Source organism: Burkholderia multivorans ATCC BAA-247 (assembly GCF_000959525.1).
Taxonomy (GTDB): domain Bacteria; phylum Pseudomonadota; class Gammaproteobacteria; order Burkholderiales; family Burkholderiaceae; genus Burkholderia; species Burkholderia multivorans.
In genome coordinates, this window is record NZ_CP009832.1 from 3,204,040 (window position 1) to 3,225,001 (window position 20,962).

Consider the following 20,962-nt stretch of genomic DNA (forward strand, 5'->3'; position numbering starts at 1 on the left):
AGCGGCGACGCTTACGCCCGCCCCTTCCACGGCACCACGCGCCGCTCGATCCAGCGCATCGCGAGATCGAACAGCCACGCGATCGCGCCGATGATCAGGATGCCCATCACGACGATGTCGGTGCGCAGAAAGCTCGACGCGTTCAACACCATCTGCCCGAGCCCGGCCGTCGCCGCGACCATCTCGGCCGCGACGAGCGTCGTCCAGCCGAAGCCGATCGCGATCCGCAGCCCCGTGAGAATCTCCGGCAGCGCGGCCGGCAGCACGACGTGGCGCACGATCTGCGCGAAACTACCGCCGAGCGAATACGCCGCATTGATCTGCTCGACGGTCGCCGCGCGCACGCCGGCGCGCGCCGCCATCGCGATCGGCGCGAAGCAGGCGAGGAAGATCACGACGAGCTTCGCGGTCTCGTCGATGCCGAACCAGATCACGACGAGCGGCAGATACGCGAGCGGCGGCAGCGGCCGGTAGAACTCGAGCAGCGGATCGAGCACGCCGCGCGCGATGCGGCTTACGCCCATCAGGATGCCGGCCGGCACGCCGATCGCGGTCGCGAGCAAGAACGCCCCGAATACGCGCGCGGCGCTCCATAGCAGATGCTCCGACAGCGGCAGCCCGCCCTGGATGCGACCGTGCCATGCGTCGACGAACGCAGTCCAGACCGCTTCGGGCGCAGGCAGGAACAACGGCGGCAGCCACTGCCGATGCGTCGCGACCCACCAGAGCACGGCGAGCGCCGCGATCGTCGCCGCGCTGAGCACGGCCGTGTTGCCGTGCCCCGGCAGCCGATAGCGGTGCGATGTGCGCGCCGGACGACGTGATGCCTCGTGGCGTTGCGCCACGCCGTCATCCTGCTTGAAGTGCGCGGCCGTTCGATCGGCCGCCCACGAATCCTGTGTGCTCATGCTGCCCTGCCTGTGCAAAGTGCTGATCCGGCGACGCCCGACCGACACGCCGTGCCGTGCGAGCTCGCCCATCACGCGACCTCGCCGAGCGTTTCGTCGCGATGCAGATAGGCGATCAGGCGCTCACGCCATGCGATGAATTCCGGCGACGACTTCACCGCGCGCGCATCGCGCGATTCGACATAGCGGCGCGCGAACGGCAGCTCGAAGGTTTCCGCGATCCGGCCGGGACCGGGCGTCATCACGACGAGGCGCGTCGCGAGGAACAGCGCCTCCTCGACGTCGTGCGTGATGAAGAACACCGTCTTGCCGGTGCGCGCCCACACGTCGAGCAGGAGCGCCTGCATCGTGCCGCGCGTCAGTGCATCGAGCGCGCCCATCGGCTCGTCCATCAGCAGCACGCGCGGATCGCTCGCGAGCGCACGCGCGATGCCGACGCGCTGCTGCATCCCGCCCGACAGTTCGTAGACACGCGCATGCGCGTGGTGCTCGAGCCCGACGAGCGCGAGCATGTCGCGCGCACGTGCCTCGCGCTCGGTCTTCGACACGCGCGCGAAGCGCAGCCCGAGCGCAACGTTGCCGAGCACGTCGAGCCACGGCAGCAGCGCGTATTTCTGGAACACGACGCCGCGATCGGCGCCGGGCCCCTCGATCGGCACGCCGTCGACGCACACCTCGCCCGTCGTCGGCGCGACGAAACCGGCAATGCAGTTCAGCAGCGTCGTCTTTCCGCAACCGGACGCCCCGAGCGCGACGACGAATTCGCCGGATTCGATGCGCAGGTCGACGTGCGCGAGCGCCTGCGTCGATGCGCGCCCGCGCTCGCCCGGATAGGCGACCGACAGCTGACGGACTTCGAGTGTGCTCATGATGTCGACGGCTCCGCGATCGGCGCCGCGCTCAGCGCGCGGCCTTCTGCACGAACTGCGGATCGACGCCGACCGAATAGTCGGACAGCACCGTCTGGATCGTGCCTTGCGATTTCAGGAATGCGGCCGTGGCCGCGAGCGATTTCGCGGCGCCCGATTGCGCGCCGCCGCCGAGCCAGGTCGACGATGCCTGCTCGGCCGGCGTCGGGAACGCGTACAGCGCGAGGCTCGCCGGCACGTCCTGCGCATTCGCGCCCGACACCTTCGCGACGGCCTCGACCTGCGGCGAGCCGACCTTCCATGCGGCCGTATGCGCGCGGTAGTCGGCGTCGGCCGCGGCGAGCACCTTGACGAAGCGCGTGACGAACTCCGGATTCTCGCGCGCGAACTTGCGGTTCACGACGAAGCCGTCGAAGGTCGCCTTGCCGCTTTCCTTCGCGACCTGGCCCGACGTCGTCAGCACCGTGCCCGACTGCTTGACCTTCGCGAGCACCGGATCCCAGATGTAGGTCGCATCGATGTCGCCGCGCGTCCATGCGGCCGCGACTTCGGGCGGACGCAGATTGACGATCTTCACGTCGTTCGGATTGACGCCCGCGGCCTGCAGCGCGACGAGCGTATGGAAGTGCGAGGTCGACACGAACGGCACGCCGATCTTCTTGCCCTTGAGCGCCGCGATGCTGGTCACGCCGGAGCCGTTGCGCGCGACGAGCGCCTCCGCGTCGTTGATGTTGTCGAGCACCCAGAACAGCGAGATGTCGAGCCCCTGCGACAAGCCGGCCGCGATCGGGCTCGAACCTGCCTCGCCGAGTTGCACCGAGCCCGACGCGAGCGCGCGGATCACGTCGGCGCCGCTGTCGAGCTTGCGGAACGTGACTTTGTAGCCGGTCGCCTTTTCGACTTCACCGCTCGCCTGCGCATAGCGCCACGGCACGACCATGTCCTGATACGCGATCACGACTTCGCGCGATTCGGCGTGTGCCGCGCCGAGCGCGGCGAAGGCGGTCAGCGCGACGACGGCGCGGCGGACGAAGCTGAAACGGGACATGCGGCTCTCCTTCGGAATGCGGGTGTTGCGGCGGAGAGCCGACTATAGGAGGTTTGCGCGCGGCGGGAGCGAACTTATCCTGCGAAGCTATCGACGGCGTTTCAGCTTTGCTTTTCACGCTGAATTGGATCGCGCGTCCGGTCGAGTGGCGATTGTCGTGCGAATACGCGCTTGGCGGCCGCACCAATGAAAAAGCCCGCATCGCTGCGGGCTTTTCGGTTGCACGACTTCATGCAGAACAGGCAGCGCGGACGCTCAAACCACCCCCGCCCCATGCGCCTGCAGATCGGCGTGATAGCTCGAGCGCACCATCGCGCCGACGGCCGCGTGCGTGAAGCCCATCTTGTACGCCTCTTCCTCGTACATCTTGAACGTGTCCGGATGCACGTATGCGCGCACCGGCAGATGATGCTCGGACGGCTGCAGATACTGACCGATCGTCAGCATGTCGACGTCGTGCGCGCGCAGGTCGCGCATCACCTGCAGAATTTCCTCTTCGGTCTCGCCGAGGCCAACCATCAGGCCCGACTTCGTCGCGACGTCCGGATGCAGCGCCTTGAAGTCCTTCAGCAGCTTCAGCGAATGCGCATAGTCCGAACCGGGGCGCGCTTCCTTGTACAGGCGCGGCACCGTTTCGAGGTTGTGGTTCATCACGTCGGGCGGCGCCGCGTTCAGGATCGACAGCGCACGGTCGAGGCGGCCGCGGAAGTCCGGCGTCAGGATTTCGATGCGCGTTTCCGGCGACTGCTCGCGCACTTCGCGAATGCATTCGACGAAGTGGGCCGCGCCGCCGTCGCGCAGGTCGTCGCGGTCGACGCTCGTGATCACCACGTACTTCAGCTTCAGCGCGGCGATCGTGCGCGCAAGGTTCTTCGGTTCGTCGGCGTCGAGCGGATCGGGACGGCCGTGGCCGACGTCGCAGAACGGGCAGCGGCGCGTGCACTTGTCGCCCATGATCATGAACGTCGCCGTGCCCTTGCCGAAGCATTCGCCGATGTTCGGGCAGCTCGCTTCCTCGCACACGGTGTGCAGGTTGTGCTCGCGCAGGATCGTCTTGATCTCGTTGAAGCGCGAGCTGCCGGTGGCCGCCTTCACGCGGATCCACTCGGGCTTCTTCAGCTTCTCGATCGGCACGACCTTGATCGGAATGCGCGCCGTCTTCGCCTGCGCCTTCTGCTTGGCGGTCGGGTCGTACGCAGGGGTCGCGGCCGAATCGGCCGGTGCGGGAGAAGCGGTAACGTCAGTCATTCGAATGTTCCAGTGCGTGCGGCGTGTCGGCGGCCGCGGATTCGCCGTCGAGGTTGGCGATCAGACGCCGCACCAGCGTGCGGGCCACGTCGTTCCAGTCGGCGGCAACCTCGAGGCTCGCCATGTCGACGGTTTCCAGTCCGGCATAGCCGCACGGATTGATCGCGAGAAACGGGCGCAGATCCATCTTCACGTTCAGGCTCAGCCCGTGATAGCTGCAGCCGTTGCGGATCTTCAGGCCGAGGGCGGCAACCTTCGCGCCCTCGTGCACGCCGGATGCCACGTAGATCCCCGGCGCGCCCGCCTTGCGGACCGAAGCGAGATTATACGCCGCGAGGGTTTCGATCACGGCCTCCTCGATCTTCGTCACCAAGCTGCGCACCATCAGCTTGCGCCGGCGCAAGTCGAGCAGCAGGTAGGCGACGATCTGGCCGGGGCCGTGATAGGTGATCTGCCCGCCGCGGTCGACCTTCACGAGCGGAATGCCGCTATCGGCCACCAGCAGATGGGCCGGATCGCCGGCCTGGCCGAGCGTGTAGACGGGCGGATGTTCGACGATCCAGATCTCGTCGACGGTGTCGGCCGTGCGCGCGTCGGTGAATGCGCGCATCGCGTCGAAGCTCGTCTCGTACGGCTCGACGCCGCGCCAGCGCACGACGACCGGCGGGACCGCGATGGCGGCGGACGATTCGGGAGCGGCGACGGGCGTGGACACAATGGCAACCGGCGAAACGGACATGGGCGGTAGTTTACCGAAAACCCATGGGTCTCGCCGGCCGCGGAAAGGGACGGATCGCGGCGATCCGTCCGAGGAAAGCGCGCGTCAGACGGTTCGCCAGCCGTCGTGAAACAGCGCGCTCACGCGTTCGCGCAGCCGTGCGAGTCCGCCGAGCGCGACGTCCTTCGCGGGCCGCGACACCGAAAACGCGACGCACGCGCTCTGCCCGCCTTCCGCGCTGAGCCACAGCCGCTCGCCGCGACGCAGCCGCAGCGTCTCGCCGTCGACGAGGAAGTAGTCGTCGACATCGTTGCTGCGCGTCGCCCACACCGGCCCGCACTGGACCGTCAGCCGCGTGCTGCGCTGCACCTTCATCGGCACCGTTTCGCCGGGGGGAATCTCGAACGTGACGCTTGTGGAAATTTCTTGCATGATCGACTCCGCCAAAAAACGCTTCGATGGCTACAATCGTAGTCATTGCGACACGTCCGACCAAACGACCAATTTTCACGTCGATGTGAGGAAAATTAGCAAATGGACCTGCGCCAGCTGCCCGCGCTGAACGCGATTCGCGCGTTCGAAGCCGCTGCCCGGCACGAGAATTTCTCGCGCGCCGCCGACGAACTGTTCGTCACGCACGGCGCGGTCAGCCATCAGGTGCGCGCGCTCGAAGACGAGCTCGGCGTGAAGCTGTTCACGCGCAACGGCAAGCGTCTGTGCCTGACCGACGCCGGGATGCGCTACGCGCAGCAGGTCCGCACCGCGCTGATGATGCTCGCCGACGCGACGCGCCAGGTGCGCGCGAGCGACCGCGATCGCCGGCTCGTCGTGTCGATGCTGTCGTCGTTCGCCGCGCGCTTCGTCACGCCGCGGATCGGCACGTTCATCGAACGCCATCCGGAAATCGACGTCGAGTTGCAGTCCACGAATGCGCTGACCGACTTCGCACGCGACGACGTCGATCTCGCGATCCGCTTCGGCTTCGGCAGTTATCCGGGGCTGTATGTCGAGCCGCTGCTCGACGAGGCGTTCTTTCCGGCGTGCGCGCCGACGCTGAACGGCGGCAAGCTGCCACAGACGCCCGCCGATCTCGTCCATTACAACCTGCTGCGCTCCGACGACGAGCTGTGGCGCCCGTGGTTCGACGCGGCGGGCCTCGATACGCTGACCGAACCGAAGCGCGGCATTCTCTATCAGGACTCGTCGAATCTGCTGCAGGCCGCGATCGAGGGTCAGGGCATCGCGCTCGTGCGCCGCTCGCTCGCGCTGCACGATCTGCTCGACGGCCGGCTCGTGCGGCTGTTCGACATCGACGGGCCGAGCCCGTGGCACTACTTCTTCGTGTGCCCGCCGCCGCTGCTCGGTACGCCGCGCGTGCAGGCATTCAGGACGTGGATTCTTCAGGAAGTCGCGCAGTTCAAGCTGCTCTGCGACGAACTCGATGCGCGGCGTGCGGCCGGCAAGTGTCCGCAGGAGTGTGCGCGAGAAGGCGGGTGGAAGGGGATTGCCGCCCGTTCCGCCGGCACCGGCGGAACGGAGGACGAAACGCACGCGGCATCGGCCGTTACAGCACGACCTTGACCATCGGATGGCCGGTCAGCGCGCGGTAGATATTGTCGAGCTGTTCCTGGCTCGTCGCGCGCACCGTGACGGTCAGCCCCGTATAGTTGCCGCCGCTCGACGCGCGCTCCTCGATCTTCTCGAGGTCGATCTCGTTGTCGTGAACGCTCACGACCTTGAAGATCGTGTCCTTGAACTCGGGGTGCGCCTTGCCCATGATCTTGATCGGGAAGTCGCACGGGAACTCCAGCAGCGACTCCTTCGGCGTTTCGATCGCGCCGGTCACCTCGACGGTTTTGGTCGGTTCGCTCATCACTTCCTCCGGGAAAGGTCAAACTGTTCAAACTCGCGCGCTTTCGCGCGCTGGTACGCGTCGTACAACGCCGCGAATACCGGGCCCGGCTTGCCGCCCTGTACGGGCAGATCGTCGAGCGACGTCACCGGCAGCACTTCCTTCGTCGCCGATGTAATCAGGATTTCGTCCGCGGCGCGCAGCTCGCTTTCGCTGATCTCGCGCGCGATGAAGCGGATGCCGCATTCGTCGGCGAGCTCCTCGAGCAGCGCATAGCGGATCCCCTCGAGGATCTTGTTGCTGCGCGGCGGCGCATACAGCTCGCCGTTCTTCACGACCCAGACGTTCGACGACGATCCTTCGGTCAGGTTGCCGTCGCGCAGCTGCACCGTTTCGAACGCGTCGCGCTCGGCCGCATGCTGTGCCATCAGCACGTTGCCGAGCAGCGACGTCGACTTGATGTCGCAATGCAGCCAGCGCCGATCTTCGGCCGTCACGCAGCGCACACCCTTCGCGCGCTCCTCCGCGGACGGCAGCCGCAGCGGGCTCGTCATCGCGAATACGGTCGGCACCGCGTTCGCCGGGAACGCATGGCCGCGCTTCGCGACGCCGCGCGTCACTTGCAGGTACACGAGCGCGTGGCTATCGCCGAGCGCCTGCGCATTCGCGTCGACGAGGCGCTCGATCAGCGCGCGCCAGCCCGCCGCGTCGTGCGGGTTGTCGATGCCGATCTTCTTCAGGCTGCGCTCGAGCCGCTCCAGATGCTGTGCGATCCGGAACGGCACGTGCGCGCCGTCGTGCGCATAGACGGGGACGACTTCATACACGCCGTCGCCGAAGATGAATCCGCGATCGAGCACCGGCACGCGTGCTTGCGACAGCGGCACCATTTCTTCTTGAGACGCTACGCTCAGATAGACGATCGGTTCGAATTCGGTTGGGCTCATGGCTATACCAGATGGGGATGAAGTCGTCGAAAGAAAGACCCGCCGCGCGTTACTTCTTCTTGCTGAACATCAGCAGGATCGAGTCCCAGATACGGCCGAAGATACCCGCTTCCGGCACGGCCTGCAGCGCGACGACCGGGAATTCGGACAGCGTCTTGCCGTCGGCGACGACCTTCACGGTGCCGACCTGCTGCCCTTGCGCGAGCGGCGCGATCAGCGGCGCATTGACGTCGACTTCCGGCTTGACCTTGTCGCCGAGGCCGCGCGGCACGGTCACCCACTGGTCGCTCGCGACGCCGACCTGCACGGTGTTCTCCTTGCCCTTGTAGAGGCGCGGCGTCGAGATCGCCTGGCCGCCCTTGAACAGGCGCACCGCGTCGAACGCGCTATAGCCGTAGTTCAGCATCTTCATGCTGTCCTGCGTGCGGTCGCTCTCCTTCGGCTCGCCCATCATCACGGCGACCAGACGGCGCTGTGCGTCCGAAGCGCCCGGAATCGGGCGCTTCGCCGACGAGATCAGGCAGAAGCCGGCTGCCTGCGTGTGGCCGGTCTTCAGGCCGTCGACGGTCGGATCGAGCCACAGCAGACGGTTGCGGTTGCCCTGGCGGATGTTGTTGTACTTGAATTCCTTCTCCGAGAAGATGCCGTAGTACTGCGGAAAATCGCGGATCAGGTGCGCGGACAGCTTCGCGAGGTCGCCGGCCGTCGTGTAGTGGTTCGGGTCGGGCATGCCGTTCACGTCGGCGAAGTGCGTGCCCTTCATGCCGAGGCGCTGCGCCTCGTCGTTCATCATCGTGACGAACTGCGCTTCGCTGCCGCCGACCAGTTCGGCCAGCGCGATCGCCGCGTCGTTGCCCGACTGGATGATCATCCCGTACACGAGGTCGTGCACCGACACCGGCTTGTTCGCCTCGATGAACATCCGCGACTCGTCGCGGCCGACACGGCGCACGGCCTCGCTCGGCGTGACGATCTGCTCCATCGAGATCTTCTTCTTGTCGAGCGCTTCGAACACGAGGTACGCGGTCATCAGCTTCGTCAACGACGCCGGCTCCACACGCTCGTCCGCATTGCCCGAGGCGAGCACCGTGTTGCTCGTCGCATCGACGAGCACCCACGAGCGCGCGTTCACGCCCGGCGGCGGCACTGCGCCCGGCATGAAAGTCGCCGGTGCGCCGGTCGACTGCTCGGCGGCGGCCGGCGCCGCATGCGCGGCCTTGGCCTTGGCGGCCGGCTTCGCCTCGGCGACGACGATCGTCGACGCGAGCGCGACAGGCAGCATCACGCCGAGCGCGACGTTGCGCGCGGCGGTGCCGAAGGCGATGGAGGAAGCGAGGGACTTGAGGCCTTGGGAAGACAGACGCATGATCGATTCAGGCTGATGGCAGAAAGTGCGGCGCGAAACGCGCACGGTTGAACGGCAAGGCGGCAGGCGTTTCGGGCACTCGCCCGATACCTCGGACGACGCGAAACGCGCCGGTTGGACTCGTGCGGACGCGTTCGGTTCGCGGCCGTCGCGAGCGGACGGACAGGCAGCGAAACGAGCGCCGCATGGGCCCAGCCGGGCCGCGGGCGACGCAAAATGCGGCCATTATACGTGGCCGCGAAACGCGTTTTCGCGAAGCGGAGGATGAAAGGCCGTGCATGCGGCCGGCAGGCATCGTGCGGCCGCATCGCGCGACAACTCGGTGGAGATGCCATTTGCAATGCGACTCGACCGACCCGCGAGTAAGCCGCCATGAATGCGCGTACAGGTTTTTATAGGCGCACACGCGCGGCCAGAAGCTTGTCCCGTCAGGACGGCGGCAGCGGAAGATGGAGCGTGACGGACGGCACGACAAAGATGGAACAGCGATCGGAAAAGGAATGAAATCGCCGCCTCGAGCACGTCGCTTCGCTCGGCTGCCGTGCCTTCGAGCGCGACACGATGTCGCTCGAAGCACGGCGCGGTTTCGAATGCAGGCCGCGTACCGTCTACCGCCACGCATCGATGACGATGCGCTTCAGCACATGCAGCTTGCGATGGAAGAAATGCTCGGCGCCCGGAATCACGACGACCGGCAGTTCCTGCGGGCGCGCCCAGTCGTACACGGACGCGATCGGCACCGTGTCGTCGAGTTCGCCGTGAATGACGAGCGTGTTCTCCGGCACGTCGGCCACTTGCCAGCGGCTCGCGGCCGTGCCGACGAACACCATCCGCTCGATCGCCTCGCCCGCGTCGCGCAGCCGCTTCGCCACATGCGACAGCACGAAGGTGCCGAACGAAAAGCCCGCGAGCACGAGCGGCAGGTCCGCATACGCGGGCTGCGCGCGCATGTGCGCGACCACCGCGAGCAGATCGTCGGCCTCGCCGATGCCGTTGTCGTGCACGCCTTCGGTCGCGCCGACGCCGCGGAAGTTCGACCGGTAGACCACATAGTCGAGCTGCACGAGCGTGCGCGCGAGCGTCTGCGCGACCTTGTTGTCCATCGTGCCGCCGAACAGCGGATGCGGGTGCGCGACGAGCGCGATCCCGCGCGGCGCGGCGCTGCCTTCGCGCACCGCGTCGGGCATGTCGACCGCGATTTCGATCTGCCCGACCGGGCCGGCAATCAGCGATTTCTGCGTATGTACGTTCATGACGCCGGCCCGCTCAGATCTTCAGGCGCTCGACGATCTTTCCGTCGCGCAGATGCGACTCGACGATCTCGTCGATGTCGGCCTTGTCGACGTACGTGTACCACGTGCCTTCCGGATACACGACCATCACCGGCCCTTCCTCGCAGCGGTCGAGGCAGCCGGCCTTGTTGATGCGGACCTTGCCGGCGCCGGCGAGGCCCAGTTCCTTCACGCGCTTTTTCGCGTATTCCTGCATCGTCTGCGCGTCGCATTGCGCGCAGCTCGGGCGGTCGGCGCCGGGCTCGCGCTGATTCAGGCAGAAGAAGACGTGGTGCTGGTAGTAGGAATCCATGGTGATGACGACGAGCGGCCCGGCGATGCCGGACGGATGGTGGGCGGAACGCCGTTGCGCGGCGCTCGGACGGTGCGGACGATTATAACGAGCGGCGCGCGCCGCTGCCTGCCGGCTGCCCGCCGCGCCGCCCGTCCCCGGCGAAAGCTGCCCGCCCCGCCGCCCGTCACCGGCGCGCGAAGGCCGGCAGCCACGCGCGCTCGACGCGCTGGCCGAGCCAGATCAGCGCCGCGTACGGCCAGATCCACGCGAGCCAGCGCGCGAGGCTGTTGAAGTGCACATAGCGCCCCTGCCGCCAGCCGGACAGCGTGAAATCGAAGAACGGATTGACGGGCAGCAGATTGACGAGCGCGATGCCCGCGAGCAGCGCGACGGCTGCGAGCGCCGCGCGCCACGTCGCCGGCACGCGCAGCGCGACGAGCGCCGCCGCGAAGCCGAGCTCGATGCCGAGCCGCGCGCCGGGCGTCGCCCAGACGACGACGAGCCCCGTCGCCGACTGCATGAACGTCGCGGCCGCCTTCAGCACGAGCGCCGCGCCGAGGAAGGCGGCCAGCAGCCGGATCCGCGGCGCCTGCGCCCGCATCGCGAGCGATGCGACGGCGAGTGCGGCGAACAGCATCAGCGCGCCGATCACGGCCTCCCACGCGGAGTCGGACAGCCAGCCGTCGACGCGCTCCGGCCATTCGCCGACGTGCCACGCGGCGGGCAGCCACGCGAGCAGCGCGTCCTGCATCGACGCATCCGCACGCGCCCACAGCGCGGCCGGCCAGTCGCCGATACCGAACAGGAACGGCGACGGAAACAGGATCGCGAACGGCCACACCGCGGCGAGCAGCAGCGGCGTCGCGCCGTCGGCCTCGAACCATGCGGTGCGCAGCCGCCGCAGCGCGCCGCGGTCGAGCAGCGCGCCCGTAGCCGGCGCGACGAGCGCCGCGCCCAGCAGCGCGCCGAGCGCATTGGCGCCGAGATCGAGATTCGACGCGACACGCGTCGGCAGATAGGTTTGCAGCGCTTCCATCGCGCCCGACAGCAGCACGCCGAGCACGCCCGCGATCAGCGTCGCGGCGATGCCGCGATGCCGTGGATGCAGCGCGAGCACCGCGAGTGCGCCGAACGGCATGTAGCCGAGCACGTTGGTGACCACGTCGAAGGCGGTCACGTAGCGCTGCATCGGCGCGAACAGATAGTCGAACGGACCGATGCCGAACGACACCCAGCCTTCGAACGGGTACAGCGACGCGTAGACGACGAGCGCCGCATACGCGGCAAACGCCTGCCGCGCGAGCGACGACGCGCGATGCGTGCCGGGCGCGTTCATCGCCGCCGCGCGTCGCACGTCACGGCGTGCCCGCGTAGGCCTGCACGCCGACCCATGCGGCGATCTGCGACACGAGCTCGTCGCTCGCGGCGGCGAGCGCTCGCGCGCCGCCCGCGGCATCGGGCGTGCTCGACGGCGCGCGCGCGACGAAGGTGCGCTGGCCGAGCACCTTGCCGTCCTGCATCAGCGTCGCGCGCGCGGTGACGGCGCCGTGGCTCTGCGACTGTCCGTCGAACACCTGCTCGAATTCGCTCAGGTCGACCTTCAGCGTCGGCGCGCGCACGCCGTCCGAGCCTTCGAGCACCGCGCCGCGCGCGGACAGCGCGCCGCGCAGCCGCTGCGTGAGCAGTTGCGCGGGCGGCGCGATCCAGCGGCTGTCGCGATAGACGGCCATGCGCTGCGCATCCGCGTACGCAAGGCGATAGACGAACTTGTCCGAGTCGAACGCTTCGGGCGCCGACACGTCGAGCACCTTCAGCGCGGGACCGCTGCCGACCGTGCCGACCGGCGTGGCCGGCCCGAGGTCGTAGCGGATGTTCGACAGTGCCGCGCGGTCGGCCGCGCAGCCGGCGGCGAGCACGAGCGTCAGCACCGCGAGCGCGGTCGCGGCCGGGCGCAGCGCGCGATCAAGGAGTCGGGACATGGCGTATTCCTGCATCAATCGAATGGTCGGTTGCAAAGCGCGGCACGGCCGCGCGTCAATGGCCGGCGGCCGCGCCGGGCCACACGAAGCCCGATTCGCCGGGGCCCGGTGCGGGGCCGGGCGAACCGAACAGCAGACTGCTCGGATTGCGGCCGAGTTCACCGGCGACGTCCTTCAATTGCCGCGACGCATCGCCGACGCTGCCCGCGAGCGCATTGAAGCGCGGCAGCGTGTCGTACTGCACGCGCGCGTTCAGGTCGTTCAGCGCGGTGCCGACCTGCTCGGCCGCCGTGCCGGCCTTGTTCAGGTTCGCGACGAGCGGCCCGTTCGGCTGCAGCAGCCGGTTCGCCGACGCCATCGTCCGGTTCACCTCGGTCATCGTGCCTGGCAGCGCGGTCACGGCCGGGCCGAGCTGCTTCGACAGCGTCGTCACGCCGTCGGCCGCGTGCTGCAGGCTCTCGGCGGTGGCGCGCAGCTGCTCGCGCATCTCCGGCGACATCAGCTCGTTCACGCTTTTGGCGGCGAGCTCGAGTTGCCGCAGCAGCACGTCGCCGCGCGACTGGAGCTGGTCGAACAGGCTCGGGCGCATCGGGATCTGCGCGATCGCTTTCGGCGACGACGGCAGCGGCGACAGATCGCGGCCCGTGTCCTCCAGCTGCACGAACGCGATGCCCGTCACGCCCTGAAAACCAAGGCTGCCGTACGTCGACTGCGTGATCGGCGCGTCGTGATCGACGAGAATCCGGATCCGGATCTGCCCCGGATGCGAGCGGTCGAAGCCGATCGACTGCACCTTGCCGACGTCGAGGCCGCGAAAGCGCACGGCGGCGTCCGGGAACAGCCCCGTGACGTTGGTGCGCGCGATCAGGTCGTACGGCACGCGTACCGTACGGTCGACGTTGAACCAGAACACGGCCCCCACGATCGCGAGCGTCAGCAGGATCGTGAACAGGCCGGCCCAGAACGCATGTGATTTGTTTTCCATTCGCGGGTTCCTTTACAGCTCGACGCTCGACAGCGCCGGTTCGAGGGCCGCCTTCGGCAGCTTCGCGCGCCGCTCGGGCGGCAAGGCCTGCAGCGCGCGGCGTCCGCGCAGCCCCAGGAAATACTCGTGGATGAACGGATGATCGACGTTGGCGGCCTCCTCGACCGGCGCGGCGACCAGCACCTTGCGATCGGCCAGCACCGCGACGCGCGTCGACAGCGCGACCATCGTGTCGAGATCGTGCGTGACCATCACGACGGTCAGCCCGAGCGTGCGGTGCAGCGTCGCGATCAGCTCGACGAATTCGTCGGATGCCTGCGGATCGAGGCCCGCGGTCGGCTCGTCGAGAAACAGCAGCTCGGGCTCGAGCGCGATCGCGCGCGCGATGCCGACGCGCTTGACCATCCCGCCCGACAGCGCCGCCGGCATCTTCGATGCGTGCTTGCACGGCAGCCCGACCATCTCGAGCTTGAGCATCACGATGTCGTGCAGCAGGTCCGGCGGCACGCGGCCGAGCTCGCGCAGCGGCTGCGCGACGTTGTCGAACACCGTCATCGACGAGAACAGCGCGCCGTGCTGGAACAGCATGCCGGAACGCGTGCGCATCAGCCGCGCGCTCGCCGCGTCGATCGTCGACGTGTCCTGGCCGAACACCTTGATCGTGCCCGACGTCGGCCGCTCGAGGCCCAGGATCTGCCGCACGAGCGTCGTCTTGCCGGAGCCCGAGCCGCCGACGATCGACACGATCTCGCCGCGCCGCACGTCGAAATCGAGCTTCTGGTGAACGATGTTGCGCCCGTAGCGCTTGGTCAGGTTGCGCACCTCGATCACGCGATCGTCGTGCGCGTCGGCCACGGCGGAAGGCGAAGCCGGTTCGTTCGATACGCTCATCCGAGCCCCACGTTCTGGAACAGGATCGCGAACACCGCGTCCGCGAGGATCACGACCGTGATCGACGTGACCACCGACGTCGTCGTGCCTTCGCCCAGGCTCTGCGAGTTCGCCTTGATCCGGAAGCCGAAATGGCACGCGACGAGCGCGATCAGCATCCCGAACACGACGCCCTTGCCGAGACCGATATACAGGTTCGCGATCGGCACGACGCCCGGCAGCGAACGCACGAAGTAGTTCACGTCGATGCCGAGCACCATCTTCGCGGCGAGCGCGCCGCCCGTCAGCGCGACGATGTTGGTCCACATCACGAGCAGCGGCATCGCGACACCGAGCGCGAGCACGCGCGGCAGGATCAGGCGCAGCCCGTGCGGAATGCCCATCACGCGCATCGCGTCGAGCTCCTCGGTCACGCGCATCACGCCGATCTGCGCGGTAATCGCCGAGCCCGAGCGGCCCGCGACGAGAATCGCCGACAGCACCGGGCCGAGCTCGCGAATCACCGCGAGGCCGAGGATGTTCACGATGTAGCGGTTCGCGCCGAACATCTGCAGTTGCTGCGCGGACAGATAGCTGAGCACGATGCCGATCAGGAACGCGACGAGCGCCGTGATCGGCAGCGCCTGCGCGCCCGCGCTGTAGATGTTCGCGGACGTTTCCTTCCACGGCATCGTCTGCGGGCGGCGCAGCACCGACAGTGCGTCGAGGATCACGCGGCCGAACATCGCGATGCCGCCGTGCAGATGCTCGGCGAACGCGAACAGCATCAGCCCGAGCCGCGTGATAGGCCCGACACGCACGACGCGCTCGGGCGCCTCGCGCTGGCTGTCGAGCCGCTCGATGCGCTCGAAGATCGTGCGTTGCGTGGCCGTGAGTGCGATGCCCGGCGGCAGCTTGCGGCCCCATACGCGCCACAGCGCCTGGCCGCCGACGTGGTCGAGCCGCCCGATGCCGGACAAGTCCCATTCGCTCACGCTGCCTGTGGCGACGCTCTCGGCGCGGCGCACCACCGCACCGCGATTGCGGGCGAGGGCGAGCGCGGTCCACTGGCCGGTCAGGCGCACGGTCTGGCCCTGGCCGCCGGCGTCGACCGACAGGCCGGGAGGGGTCTCGAAGTCCAAGGGCGGTTTGTTTGCAAATGAATGACAGCGGCCATTGTAGCGAACCGTCCGGCGCCGCGACGTGAGGATTTCCGCGCGCCGACGCGCGCCCGGACTGCCGGCGGCGGCGCGGGCGGGATGCCGGGCCGAGGCCGCCGCATCGCGGCGCAATGCGCTCCGGCACGGCGCCGGCGGCGGCGGCACCGATTCGAGCGCCGATTCGACGGCGCCTTTCATTCTGCCGTCACGTTCGCTTTCGATACTCTCACGCGCCGCACCTCAGGCCGTCGGCACCCGCGCCGCCATCTCGTTGCGCACCTCGTCACGATAAAACACCCAACAGGACATTCGATGCGATTCCCCGCGCTTCCCCGCCGTCGCGTGCCGGCCGCCGCCGCGCTCGCGAGCGTCGCGTTCACCCTCGCCGCATGCGGCGGCGACGACGTCACGTCGCCGCCCGCGTCGCAGCAGCCGGCCCAGACGCCGGCCGGCACGACGGCGACGCTGGCCGTGCTCGAGACGACCGATCTGCACACCAACGTGCTGTCGTACGACTACTTCAAGCTCGCCGCCGACAACTCGCTCGGCTTCGAACGCGTGTCGACGCTGATCGCGCAGGCGCGCGCGCAGTATCCGAACACGCTGCTGCTCGACAACGGCGACACGATCCAGGGGACCGCGCTGTCCGACTATCAGGCGCTCGTGAAGCCGATCGGCTGCGATCAGACGCTGGCGATCTACAAGGTGATGAACGCGGCCAAATTCGACGGCGGCGGGATCGGCAATCACGAATTCAACTACGGACTGCCGTATCTGTCGCAGGTGACCGGCAATACGTTCGACGTCGACGGGCTCCCCGCCCCCGCGCAGCAGAAGAAATGCGCGGGGCCGAACTTCCCGCAGGTGCTCGCGAACGTGATCAGCGCGAAGACCGGCGAGCCGCTGTTCGCGCCGTACACGATCCTCACGCGCACGCTGACGGCGACCACGCCCGACGGCAAGACCGTCAGCGCGCCGGTCAAGGTCGGCATCATCGGCTTCACGCCGCCGGCGATCATGAACTGGGACAAGCGCTGGCTCGACGGCAAGGTCTACACCACGGGGCTGAAGGAAGCCGCTCAGAAGTACATCCCCGAGATGCGCGCGAAGGGCGCCGAGCTGATCGTCGCGATCTCGCACGGCGGCCTCGACAATTCCGCCTATTCGCCGACGATGGAAAACGGCAGCTGGTGGCTGTCGACCGTGCCCGGCATCGACGCGATGCTGATCGGCCATTCGCACCAGGTGTTCCCGGATGCAACGAGCACGGTCCCGCAGTTCAATCTGCCCGGCGTCGACAAGGTCAAGGGCACCGTCAACGGCGTGCCGACTGTGATGGCGAACTACTGGGGCAAGCACCTCGGCGTGATCAAGCTCGGCCTGAAGTTCGACGGCAAGACGTGGACCGTCGACAAGTCGCAGACGACCGTCGAGGCACGCCCGATCCAGAACGCGGACAAGAGCTACGTCGCCGCCGATCCGTCGGTATCGGCCGCGATCGCCGCCGAACATCAGGCGACCATCGACTACGTGAAGACGCCGATCGGCTCGACCGACTACCGGATGAACACGTATTTCGCGGACGTGGGCGATCCGGGCGCGATCCAGATCGTCAACGACGCGCAGGCCGACTACGTCGCGCGCTACGTGCAGGCGAACCTGCCGCAATACGCGTCGCTGCCGGTGCTGTCGGTCAGCGCGCCGTTCAAGAGCGGCTTCGGCGGCGGCAGCGACTACACCGACGTCGCGCCGGGCGCGCTCGCGATCAACAACGCGGCCGACCTCTACCTGTATCCGAACACCGTGTATGCGGTGAAGGTGAACGGCGCCGACGTGAAGAACTGGCTCGAGACGGCCGCGAAGCGCTTCAACACGATCGATCCGACCAAGGCGACCGTGCAGCCGCTCGTCGGCAGCTTCCCCGGCTACAACTTCGACATGTTCACGTCGACGGACCTCAAGTACGAGATCGACGTCACGCAGCCGGTCGGCAGCCGGATCCGGAACCTGACGTACAAGGGCGCGCCGATCGATCCGAACGCCGAGTTCATCGTCGCGACGAACAACTACCGCGCGAGCGGCGGCGGCAACTTTCCGGGCCTCGATGGCAGCAAGACGATCTTCGCGTCGCCGGACGCGAACCGCGACGTGCTGATCGCCTACATCAAGCAGCGCGGCACGATCGCGCGCGCGACCGACGGCTCGCATCGCAGCTGGCGCTTCACGAAGCTCGCGAGCTCGGTCGCGCACGTGCGGTTCGCATCGGCGCCGAACCGCGTCGCGGACGCCACCGCGGCCGGCCTGACCGGCATCACGCAGGTCGCGGCCGACGACGGCTCCGGCAAGAACCTCGCGACCTACGAGATCGACCTGACGCAATGAGGCATGCAATGCAACCGATCCGGACGATGCGGCCGGCCGAAACCGGCTTCGCCGCCGCGGCGCGGCGCCTGCTGCGCGTGAAGCTGCCGCCCGCCGCGCTGCTCGCGGCGGCCGCGGCAACCGTCGCCATCGCCGTCGCGGCCGCCGGCTGGCGCGGCACGACCGCCCTCACGCCGAGCGCCGCGCAACTCGACGAATGGCAGGCGATGGTCGCGCAGGCCGCCGAGCCGCATGCGCTCGCGCGTTTGCGCGATCTCGCGCGCGCGGGCTCGGGCGCCGCGCAGGCGGCGCTCGGCATCGCGCTCGTCGCCGCGCGCGAACCGGGGCTGCGCGACGAAGGGCGCGGCTGGCTGGAAACGGCCGCGCAGGCGCAAGGCGCCGATAACGCACCGGCCGCGCGGCGCGCGCAGCTGGCGCTCGGCAAGGCGCTGCTGCTCGGCAGCGGCGACATGCCGAAGGACTATGCACGCGCCCGCGCGCTGCTCGGCGCCGCGGCCGAGCACGGCGACGCGGCCGCCGCGTACTACCTCGGCCTGATCTATCGCAGCGGCTACGGCACGGCGGCCGATCCCGTGCAGGCCGCGCGCTGGTTCGAAATCGCGTCGCAAGCGGAAATTCCGGCCGCGGATTTCATGCTCGCGAACGCCTACCGCGACGGCAGCGGCGTGCCGCGCGACGAAGCGCGCGCGCTCGCGCTCTATCGGCGTGCGGCCGAGCACGAGCTGCCGGAGGCCGTGCAGACGCTCGCGATGGCGTATCGCAACGGCGAACTGGGGCTGCGGCCCGATGCGGACGCGTTCCATGCGCAGTGGATCGAGACCGCGCATGCGTTGAAGCATCCGGTAGTGGGGCCGTGATAGCTCAGCGAGCTGCCCCGTCCGGCGCGGGCCGCCGCACGGCGATAGCCCGCCGCACCTGACTTGACGCCCTGCGCATCGATTGCCCTCGAGCGCGATCGATGCACGGGGTGCGGGGCACATACCGGTCGATGCGCGAACGCGCCGGCCGGCGAGCCCCGCAGTACATAGGACACGCTACCCGAACGTCGCCTATATCAGCCTGATCGACAGCATCGTCAGCCAGTGCGCGGCCACGAGCGCGCTCAACAAGACTGCCCATTGAGTCGCGTTACGTCGCCTGCTTCCGAACGATACGGCTGCGACATAAAACAGGACCGATGGACCGAAAATGGAGGAGAGAAACCCGAGCCCCTCCCAGAAACCGACCGGGCACGCGCCAATTTCCTTGCAGCCACGCGTCATACAGTGCTGCGGGAAGCGCTGACAGATCTCGATATCGACACCGGCCCACCCCCACCAACTGACCAGTCCGAGTATCCCGAAGATAATCGCAACGCCCTGACGCCTCATCGTACTTCCCAGAACAGGATTCGATTCGCATTTCCCAAGTCGGACCAGCCCATTGCACTTCCCGGCCGAAACGATCGCCGGCCGAGCAGACGCCCCATCACGGCTAATGCGTTGAGCGGACCGCTTATGGTCAGCCGCGCGCCGTTCCAAAGATCGATATGCCCGCCACTGGCGTTTTCCGCGCGCTCACCGGCTCGGGCCCAATAACCGTCGAACATCACAATACCGGTTCGACCTTCAATTTTCGTCTCCCAGTCTCGCCCGGTGATGTCCTCGCTCCTCCCCAACCCCGCGAACGGCTGCAATTCCAACCACGCGCCGAGCTCGTTGGCGCGCGTGGCGGTCGCTTTCCCATCGAGCAGGATCCTTCCGATGCTTGACTGCCCCCCAAGCGGTTTGATCAGCCTTGACGAGAAAGACTTCATTTCGATGCCGACGCGATGAAAGGCAACGCTCATGCGAATGGCACATTGGTTGGTATACGCGGGATTCTCATAGGGATTTCCCGACGGATAGGCGTCCCACAGTTCCTTGAATGTTATCGCCCTCAGTTGCACGCCCTTGATGGAATCAGGTGTCGTGTTCGTTCTTATCGTTGTCGGCCTGTTTGGCATCACGTCCACCCCTTGTGCAGCAGGGCGTCTTCGCCCCAATAAATTGTGTAACTGTCGGCTCTTTCCGAATGAATTCGCGGCAACAGGCCATTGCTGTTCACGCGCCCCGCGACGGTACGCCCGTTACTCATTTCGATCAGGTATGGGTAGCTCCGCGGTATCGTGGTACCGATGCCAACACGCACCTGTTCGTCGAAACTGGCGCATATATCGACCTGTGCCCCCGGCGCCTCTTCGACCATCGCAACACTTGCAGCCGAGACCCTTTTGGCTGCCTCCAGCATCGCTCTCTCGTGCGATTCGAAGACCATCATCATGTTACGTTCGGCATAGAAAACCGGCGGCGGATTGCACCCACAGACATTGATATCGCCGCTCAGCGCCCATGGCTGGCCGTTCGACGCGGTGCCTGGCCAGCGTACCCCTGTCGGTGAAATAAACCCTTCCTGATTGCAGGCGGAGCAGTAAGTCTTCATATAAAGCGTGGCGATATTCACGCTCGGCGGCGGGTTCGAATAGGTCATAGTCTCGAGCCCTTCGATAATCACCGCGCTACCGCCTCGATCACCCTTAGCGAGAAAATAGCGAATCATTCTGTGCCACCTCGGCGAATCACGGCCGCACGTTTCACGACCGTGAAGGTTTCGGCAGATATAGGACCGTTACGGTCCGGACTGTCCATAGAGGTGTCGCCGTTATCCTGTGCGCTAGCAACGCGTTCGGTAAACGCGCCGTTGGTGGCAAAAAGATGGGGTGGCACCGCCCACTTGTTATTCATCGGAATCTCCTTTCTCGACGACTCGGCGAAAGTTGCCGCACCCAAATTTGCGCAATCAAGAAAGGAAGCTCAATGAGACGAATTCGAAATACTTATCAATAAGGCCCGCTGCAGTACGGTTACGCAATAACGGACACACTGTTCGAGACGCAGCTGGCCAACTCAGTTGCGACTGGCACTTGTGTTCGACTACACCGGACACCACGCCGCCCGCTCGGAGCGGCTGCGCTTTTCGCTGTTCAGTAAGATTCGCGACGACGACGTTCTCCTCAAACGTCCGAGCACCGCCCCTGTCGCTACAA

Annotated in this window: 22 protein-coding genes; 3 read left to right on the top strand and 19 right to left on the bottom strand. The window is 67.3% G+C overall.

Annotated elements, in window-relative coordinates; genetic code table 11:
- Positions 1-11 precede the first annotated feature (11 nt).
- The 6 genes from NP80_RS27350 to NP80_RS27375 all read right to left on the bottom strand — a co-directional run bounded on the left by NP80_RS27350 (position 12) and on the right by NP80_RS27375 (position 5,223).
- Positions 12-980: an ABC transporter permease subunit gene (locus NP80_RS27350; protein ID WP_035947550.1), complete on the bottom strand. Its 969-nt coding sequence runs from the start codon at positions 978-980 to the stop codon at positions 12-14.
- Positions 980-1,777 carry a taurine ABC transporter ATP-binding protein gene (locus tag NP80_RS27355; RefSeq protein ID WP_006411003.1) on the bottom strand — a complete coding sequence of 266 codons (798 nt, stop codon included), beginning with the start codon at positions 1,775-1,777 and terminating at the stop codon, positions 980-982. Before NP80_RS27355 ends, NP80_RS27350 begins: the two co-directional genes overlap by 1 nt.
- Positions 1,778-1,808: 31 nt before the next feature.
- The gene (tauA, locus tag NP80_RS27360; RefSeq protein ID WP_006407063.1) at positions 1,809-2,825 is read right to left on the bottom strand and encodes a taurine ABC transporter substrate-binding protein; all 1,017 of its coding nucleotides are present in this window, start codon (positions 2,823-2,825) and stop codon (positions 1,809-1,811) included.
- A gap of 255 nt (positions 2,826-3,080) precedes the next feature.
- Positions 3,081-4,073, bottom strand: coding sequence for a lipoyl synthase (gene lipA / locus NP80_RS27365; RefSeq protein WP_006407064.1), 993 nt, complete (start codon positions 4,071-4,073; stop codon positions 3,081-3,083).
- Entirely contained in the window at positions 4,066-4,812 is a 747-nt protein-coding gene (gene lipB / locus NP80_RS27370; RefSeq protein ID WP_006411008.1) for a lipoyl(octanoyl) transferase LipB, read from the bottom strand. Before lipB ends, lipA begins: the two co-directional genes overlap by 8 nt.
- Positions 4,813-4,896: 84 nt before the next feature.
- Positions 4,897-5,223 carry a DUF2917 domain-containing protein gene (locus NP80_RS27375; protein WP_012212640.1) on the bottom strand — a complete coding sequence of 109 codons (327 nt, stop codon included), beginning with the start codon at positions 5,221-5,223 and terminating at the stop codon, positions 4,897-4,899.
- A 102-nt stretch (positions 5,224-5,325) separates the two neighbouring features.
- Between NP80_RS27375 and NP80_RS27380 the strand changes: the two genes are divergently transcribed.
- Positions 5,326-6,372 carry a transcriptional regulator GcvA gene (locus NP80_RS27380; protein WP_006407067.1) on the top strand — a complete coding sequence of 349 codons (1,047 nt, stop codon included), beginning with the start codon at positions 5,326-5,328 and terminating at the stop codon, positions 6,370-6,372.
- On the opposite strand, the gene NP80_RS27385 is transcribed toward NP80_RS27380, so the two are convergent.
- The 10 genes from NP80_RS27385 to NP80_RS27430 form a co-directional block, all read right to left on the bottom strand.
- Positions 6,356-6,664 carry an HP0495 family protein gene (locus NP80_RS27385; protein WP_006398148.1) on the bottom strand — a complete coding sequence of 103 codons (309 nt, stop codon included), beginning with the start codon at positions 6,662-6,664 and terminating at the stop codon, positions 6,356-6,358. The genes NP80_RS27380 and NP80_RS27385 overlap by 17 nt on opposite strands.
- Positions 6,664-7,590 carry a D-amino acid aminotransferase gene (locus NP80_RS27390; RefSeq protein ID WP_006407068.1) on the bottom strand — a complete coding sequence of 309 codons (927 nt, stop codon included), beginning with the start codon at positions 7,588-7,590 and terminating at the stop codon, positions 6,664-6,666. Before NP80_RS27390 ends, NP80_RS27385 begins: the two co-directional genes overlap by 1 nt.
- Before the next feature lie 49 nt (positions 7,591-7,639).
- The gene (locus tag NP80_RS27395; RefSeq protein ID WP_006407069.1) at positions 7,640-8,956 is read right to left on the bottom strand and encodes a D-alanyl-D-alanine carboxypeptidase family protein; all 1,317 of its coding nucleotides are present in this window, start codon (positions 8,954-8,956) and stop codon (positions 7,640-7,642) included.
- A 608-nt stretch (positions 8,957-9,564) separates the two neighbouring features.
- Complete coding sequence (locus NP80_RS27400) at positions 9,565-10,209, bottom strand: alpha/beta hydrolase (protein WP_006411007.1); 645 nt, start codon at positions 10,207-10,209, stop codon at positions 9,565-9,567.
- A gap of 13 nt (positions 10,210-10,222) precedes the next feature.
- A complete protein-coding gene (locus NP80_RS27405; RefSeq protein ID WP_006407072.1) occupies positions 10,223-10,540 on the bottom strand; it encodes a (2Fe-2S) ferredoxin domain-containing protein in 318 nt (105 codons plus the stop codon).
- A gap of 166 nt (positions 10,541-10,706) precedes the next feature.
- Entirely contained in the window at positions 10,707-11,858 is a 1,152-nt protein-coding gene (locus tag NP80_RS27410) for a VanZ family protein (RefSeq protein ID WP_045594368.1), read from the bottom strand.
- 19 nt (positions 11,859-11,877) lie between these two features.
- A complete protein-coding gene (locus tag NP80_RS27415; protein WP_404995635.1) occupies positions 11,878-12,516 on the bottom strand; it encodes an ABC-type transport auxiliary lipoprotein family protein in 639 nt (212 codons plus the stop codon).
- A 40-nt stretch (positions 12,517-12,556) separates the two neighbouring features.
- Entirely contained in the window at positions 12,557-13,486 is a 930-nt protein-coding gene (locus NP80_RS27420) for an MlaD family protein (protein ID WP_006408952.1), read from the bottom strand.
- Positions 13,487-13,498: 12 nt separating this feature from the next.
- Positions 13,499-14,377, bottom strand: coding sequence for an ABC transporter ATP-binding protein (locus tag NP80_RS27425; RefSeq protein ID WP_006408950.1), 879 nt, complete (start codon positions 14,375-14,377; stop codon positions 13,499-13,501).
- On the bottom strand, positions 14,374-15,498 hold the full coding sequence (locus tag NP80_RS27430) for an MlaE family ABC transporter permease (protein ID WP_035488944.1): 1,125 nt from the start codon (positions 15,496-15,498) through the stop codon (positions 14,374-14,376). Before NP80_RS27430 ends, NP80_RS27425 begins: the two co-directional genes overlap by 4 nt.
- Positions 15,499-15,828: 330 nt before the next feature.
- Between NP80_RS27430 and NP80_RS27435 the strand changes: the two genes are divergently transcribed.
- Together NP80_RS27435 and NP80_RS27440 are read left to right on the top strand one after the other, a co-directional pair.
- Positions 15,829-17,898, top strand: coding sequence for a bifunctional 2',3'-cyclic-nucleotide 2'-phosphodiesterase/3'-nucleotidase (locus NP80_RS27435; RefSeq protein WP_045594280.1), 2,070 nt, complete (start codon positions 15,829-15,831; stop codon positions 17,896-17,898).
- A gap of 8 nt (positions 17,899-17,906) precedes the next feature.
- On the top strand, positions 17,907-18,755 hold the full coding sequence (locus tag NP80_RS27440) for a tetratricopeptide repeat protein (RefSeq protein WP_045594281.1): 849 nt from the start codon (positions 17,907-17,909) through the stop codon (positions 18,753-18,755).
- Between the two features lie 509 nt (positions 18,756-19,264).
- Here NP80_RS27440 and NP80_RS27450 read toward each other — a convergent pair.
- The 3 genes from NP80_RS27450 to NP80_RS30470 are packed head-to-tail and all read right to left on the bottom strand — an operon-like array spanning position 19,265 to position 20,660.
- Positions 19,265-19,882 carry a type VI secretion system amidase effector protein Tae4 gene (locus NP80_RS27450; protein WP_035488941.1) on the bottom strand — a complete coding sequence of 206 codons (618 nt, stop codon included), beginning with the start codon at positions 19,880-19,882 and terminating at the stop codon, positions 19,265-19,267.
- Complete coding sequence (locus tag NP80_RS31825) at positions 19,882-20,475, bottom strand: PAAR domain-containing protein (RefSeq protein WP_223852575.1); 594 nt, start codon at positions 20,473-20,475, stop codon at positions 19,882-19,884. The genes NP80_RS27450 and NP80_RS31825 overlap by 1 nt, the downstream gene beginning before the upstream one ends.
- The gene (locus NP80_RS30470; protein WP_006407080.1) at positions 20,472-20,660 is read right to left on the bottom strand and encodes a hypothetical protein; all 189 of its coding nucleotides are present in this window, start codon (positions 20,658-20,660) and stop codon (positions 20,472-20,474) included. Before NP80_RS30470 ends, NP80_RS31825 begins: the two co-directional genes overlap by 4 nt.
- Positions 20,661-20,962 lie beyond the last annotated feature (302 nt).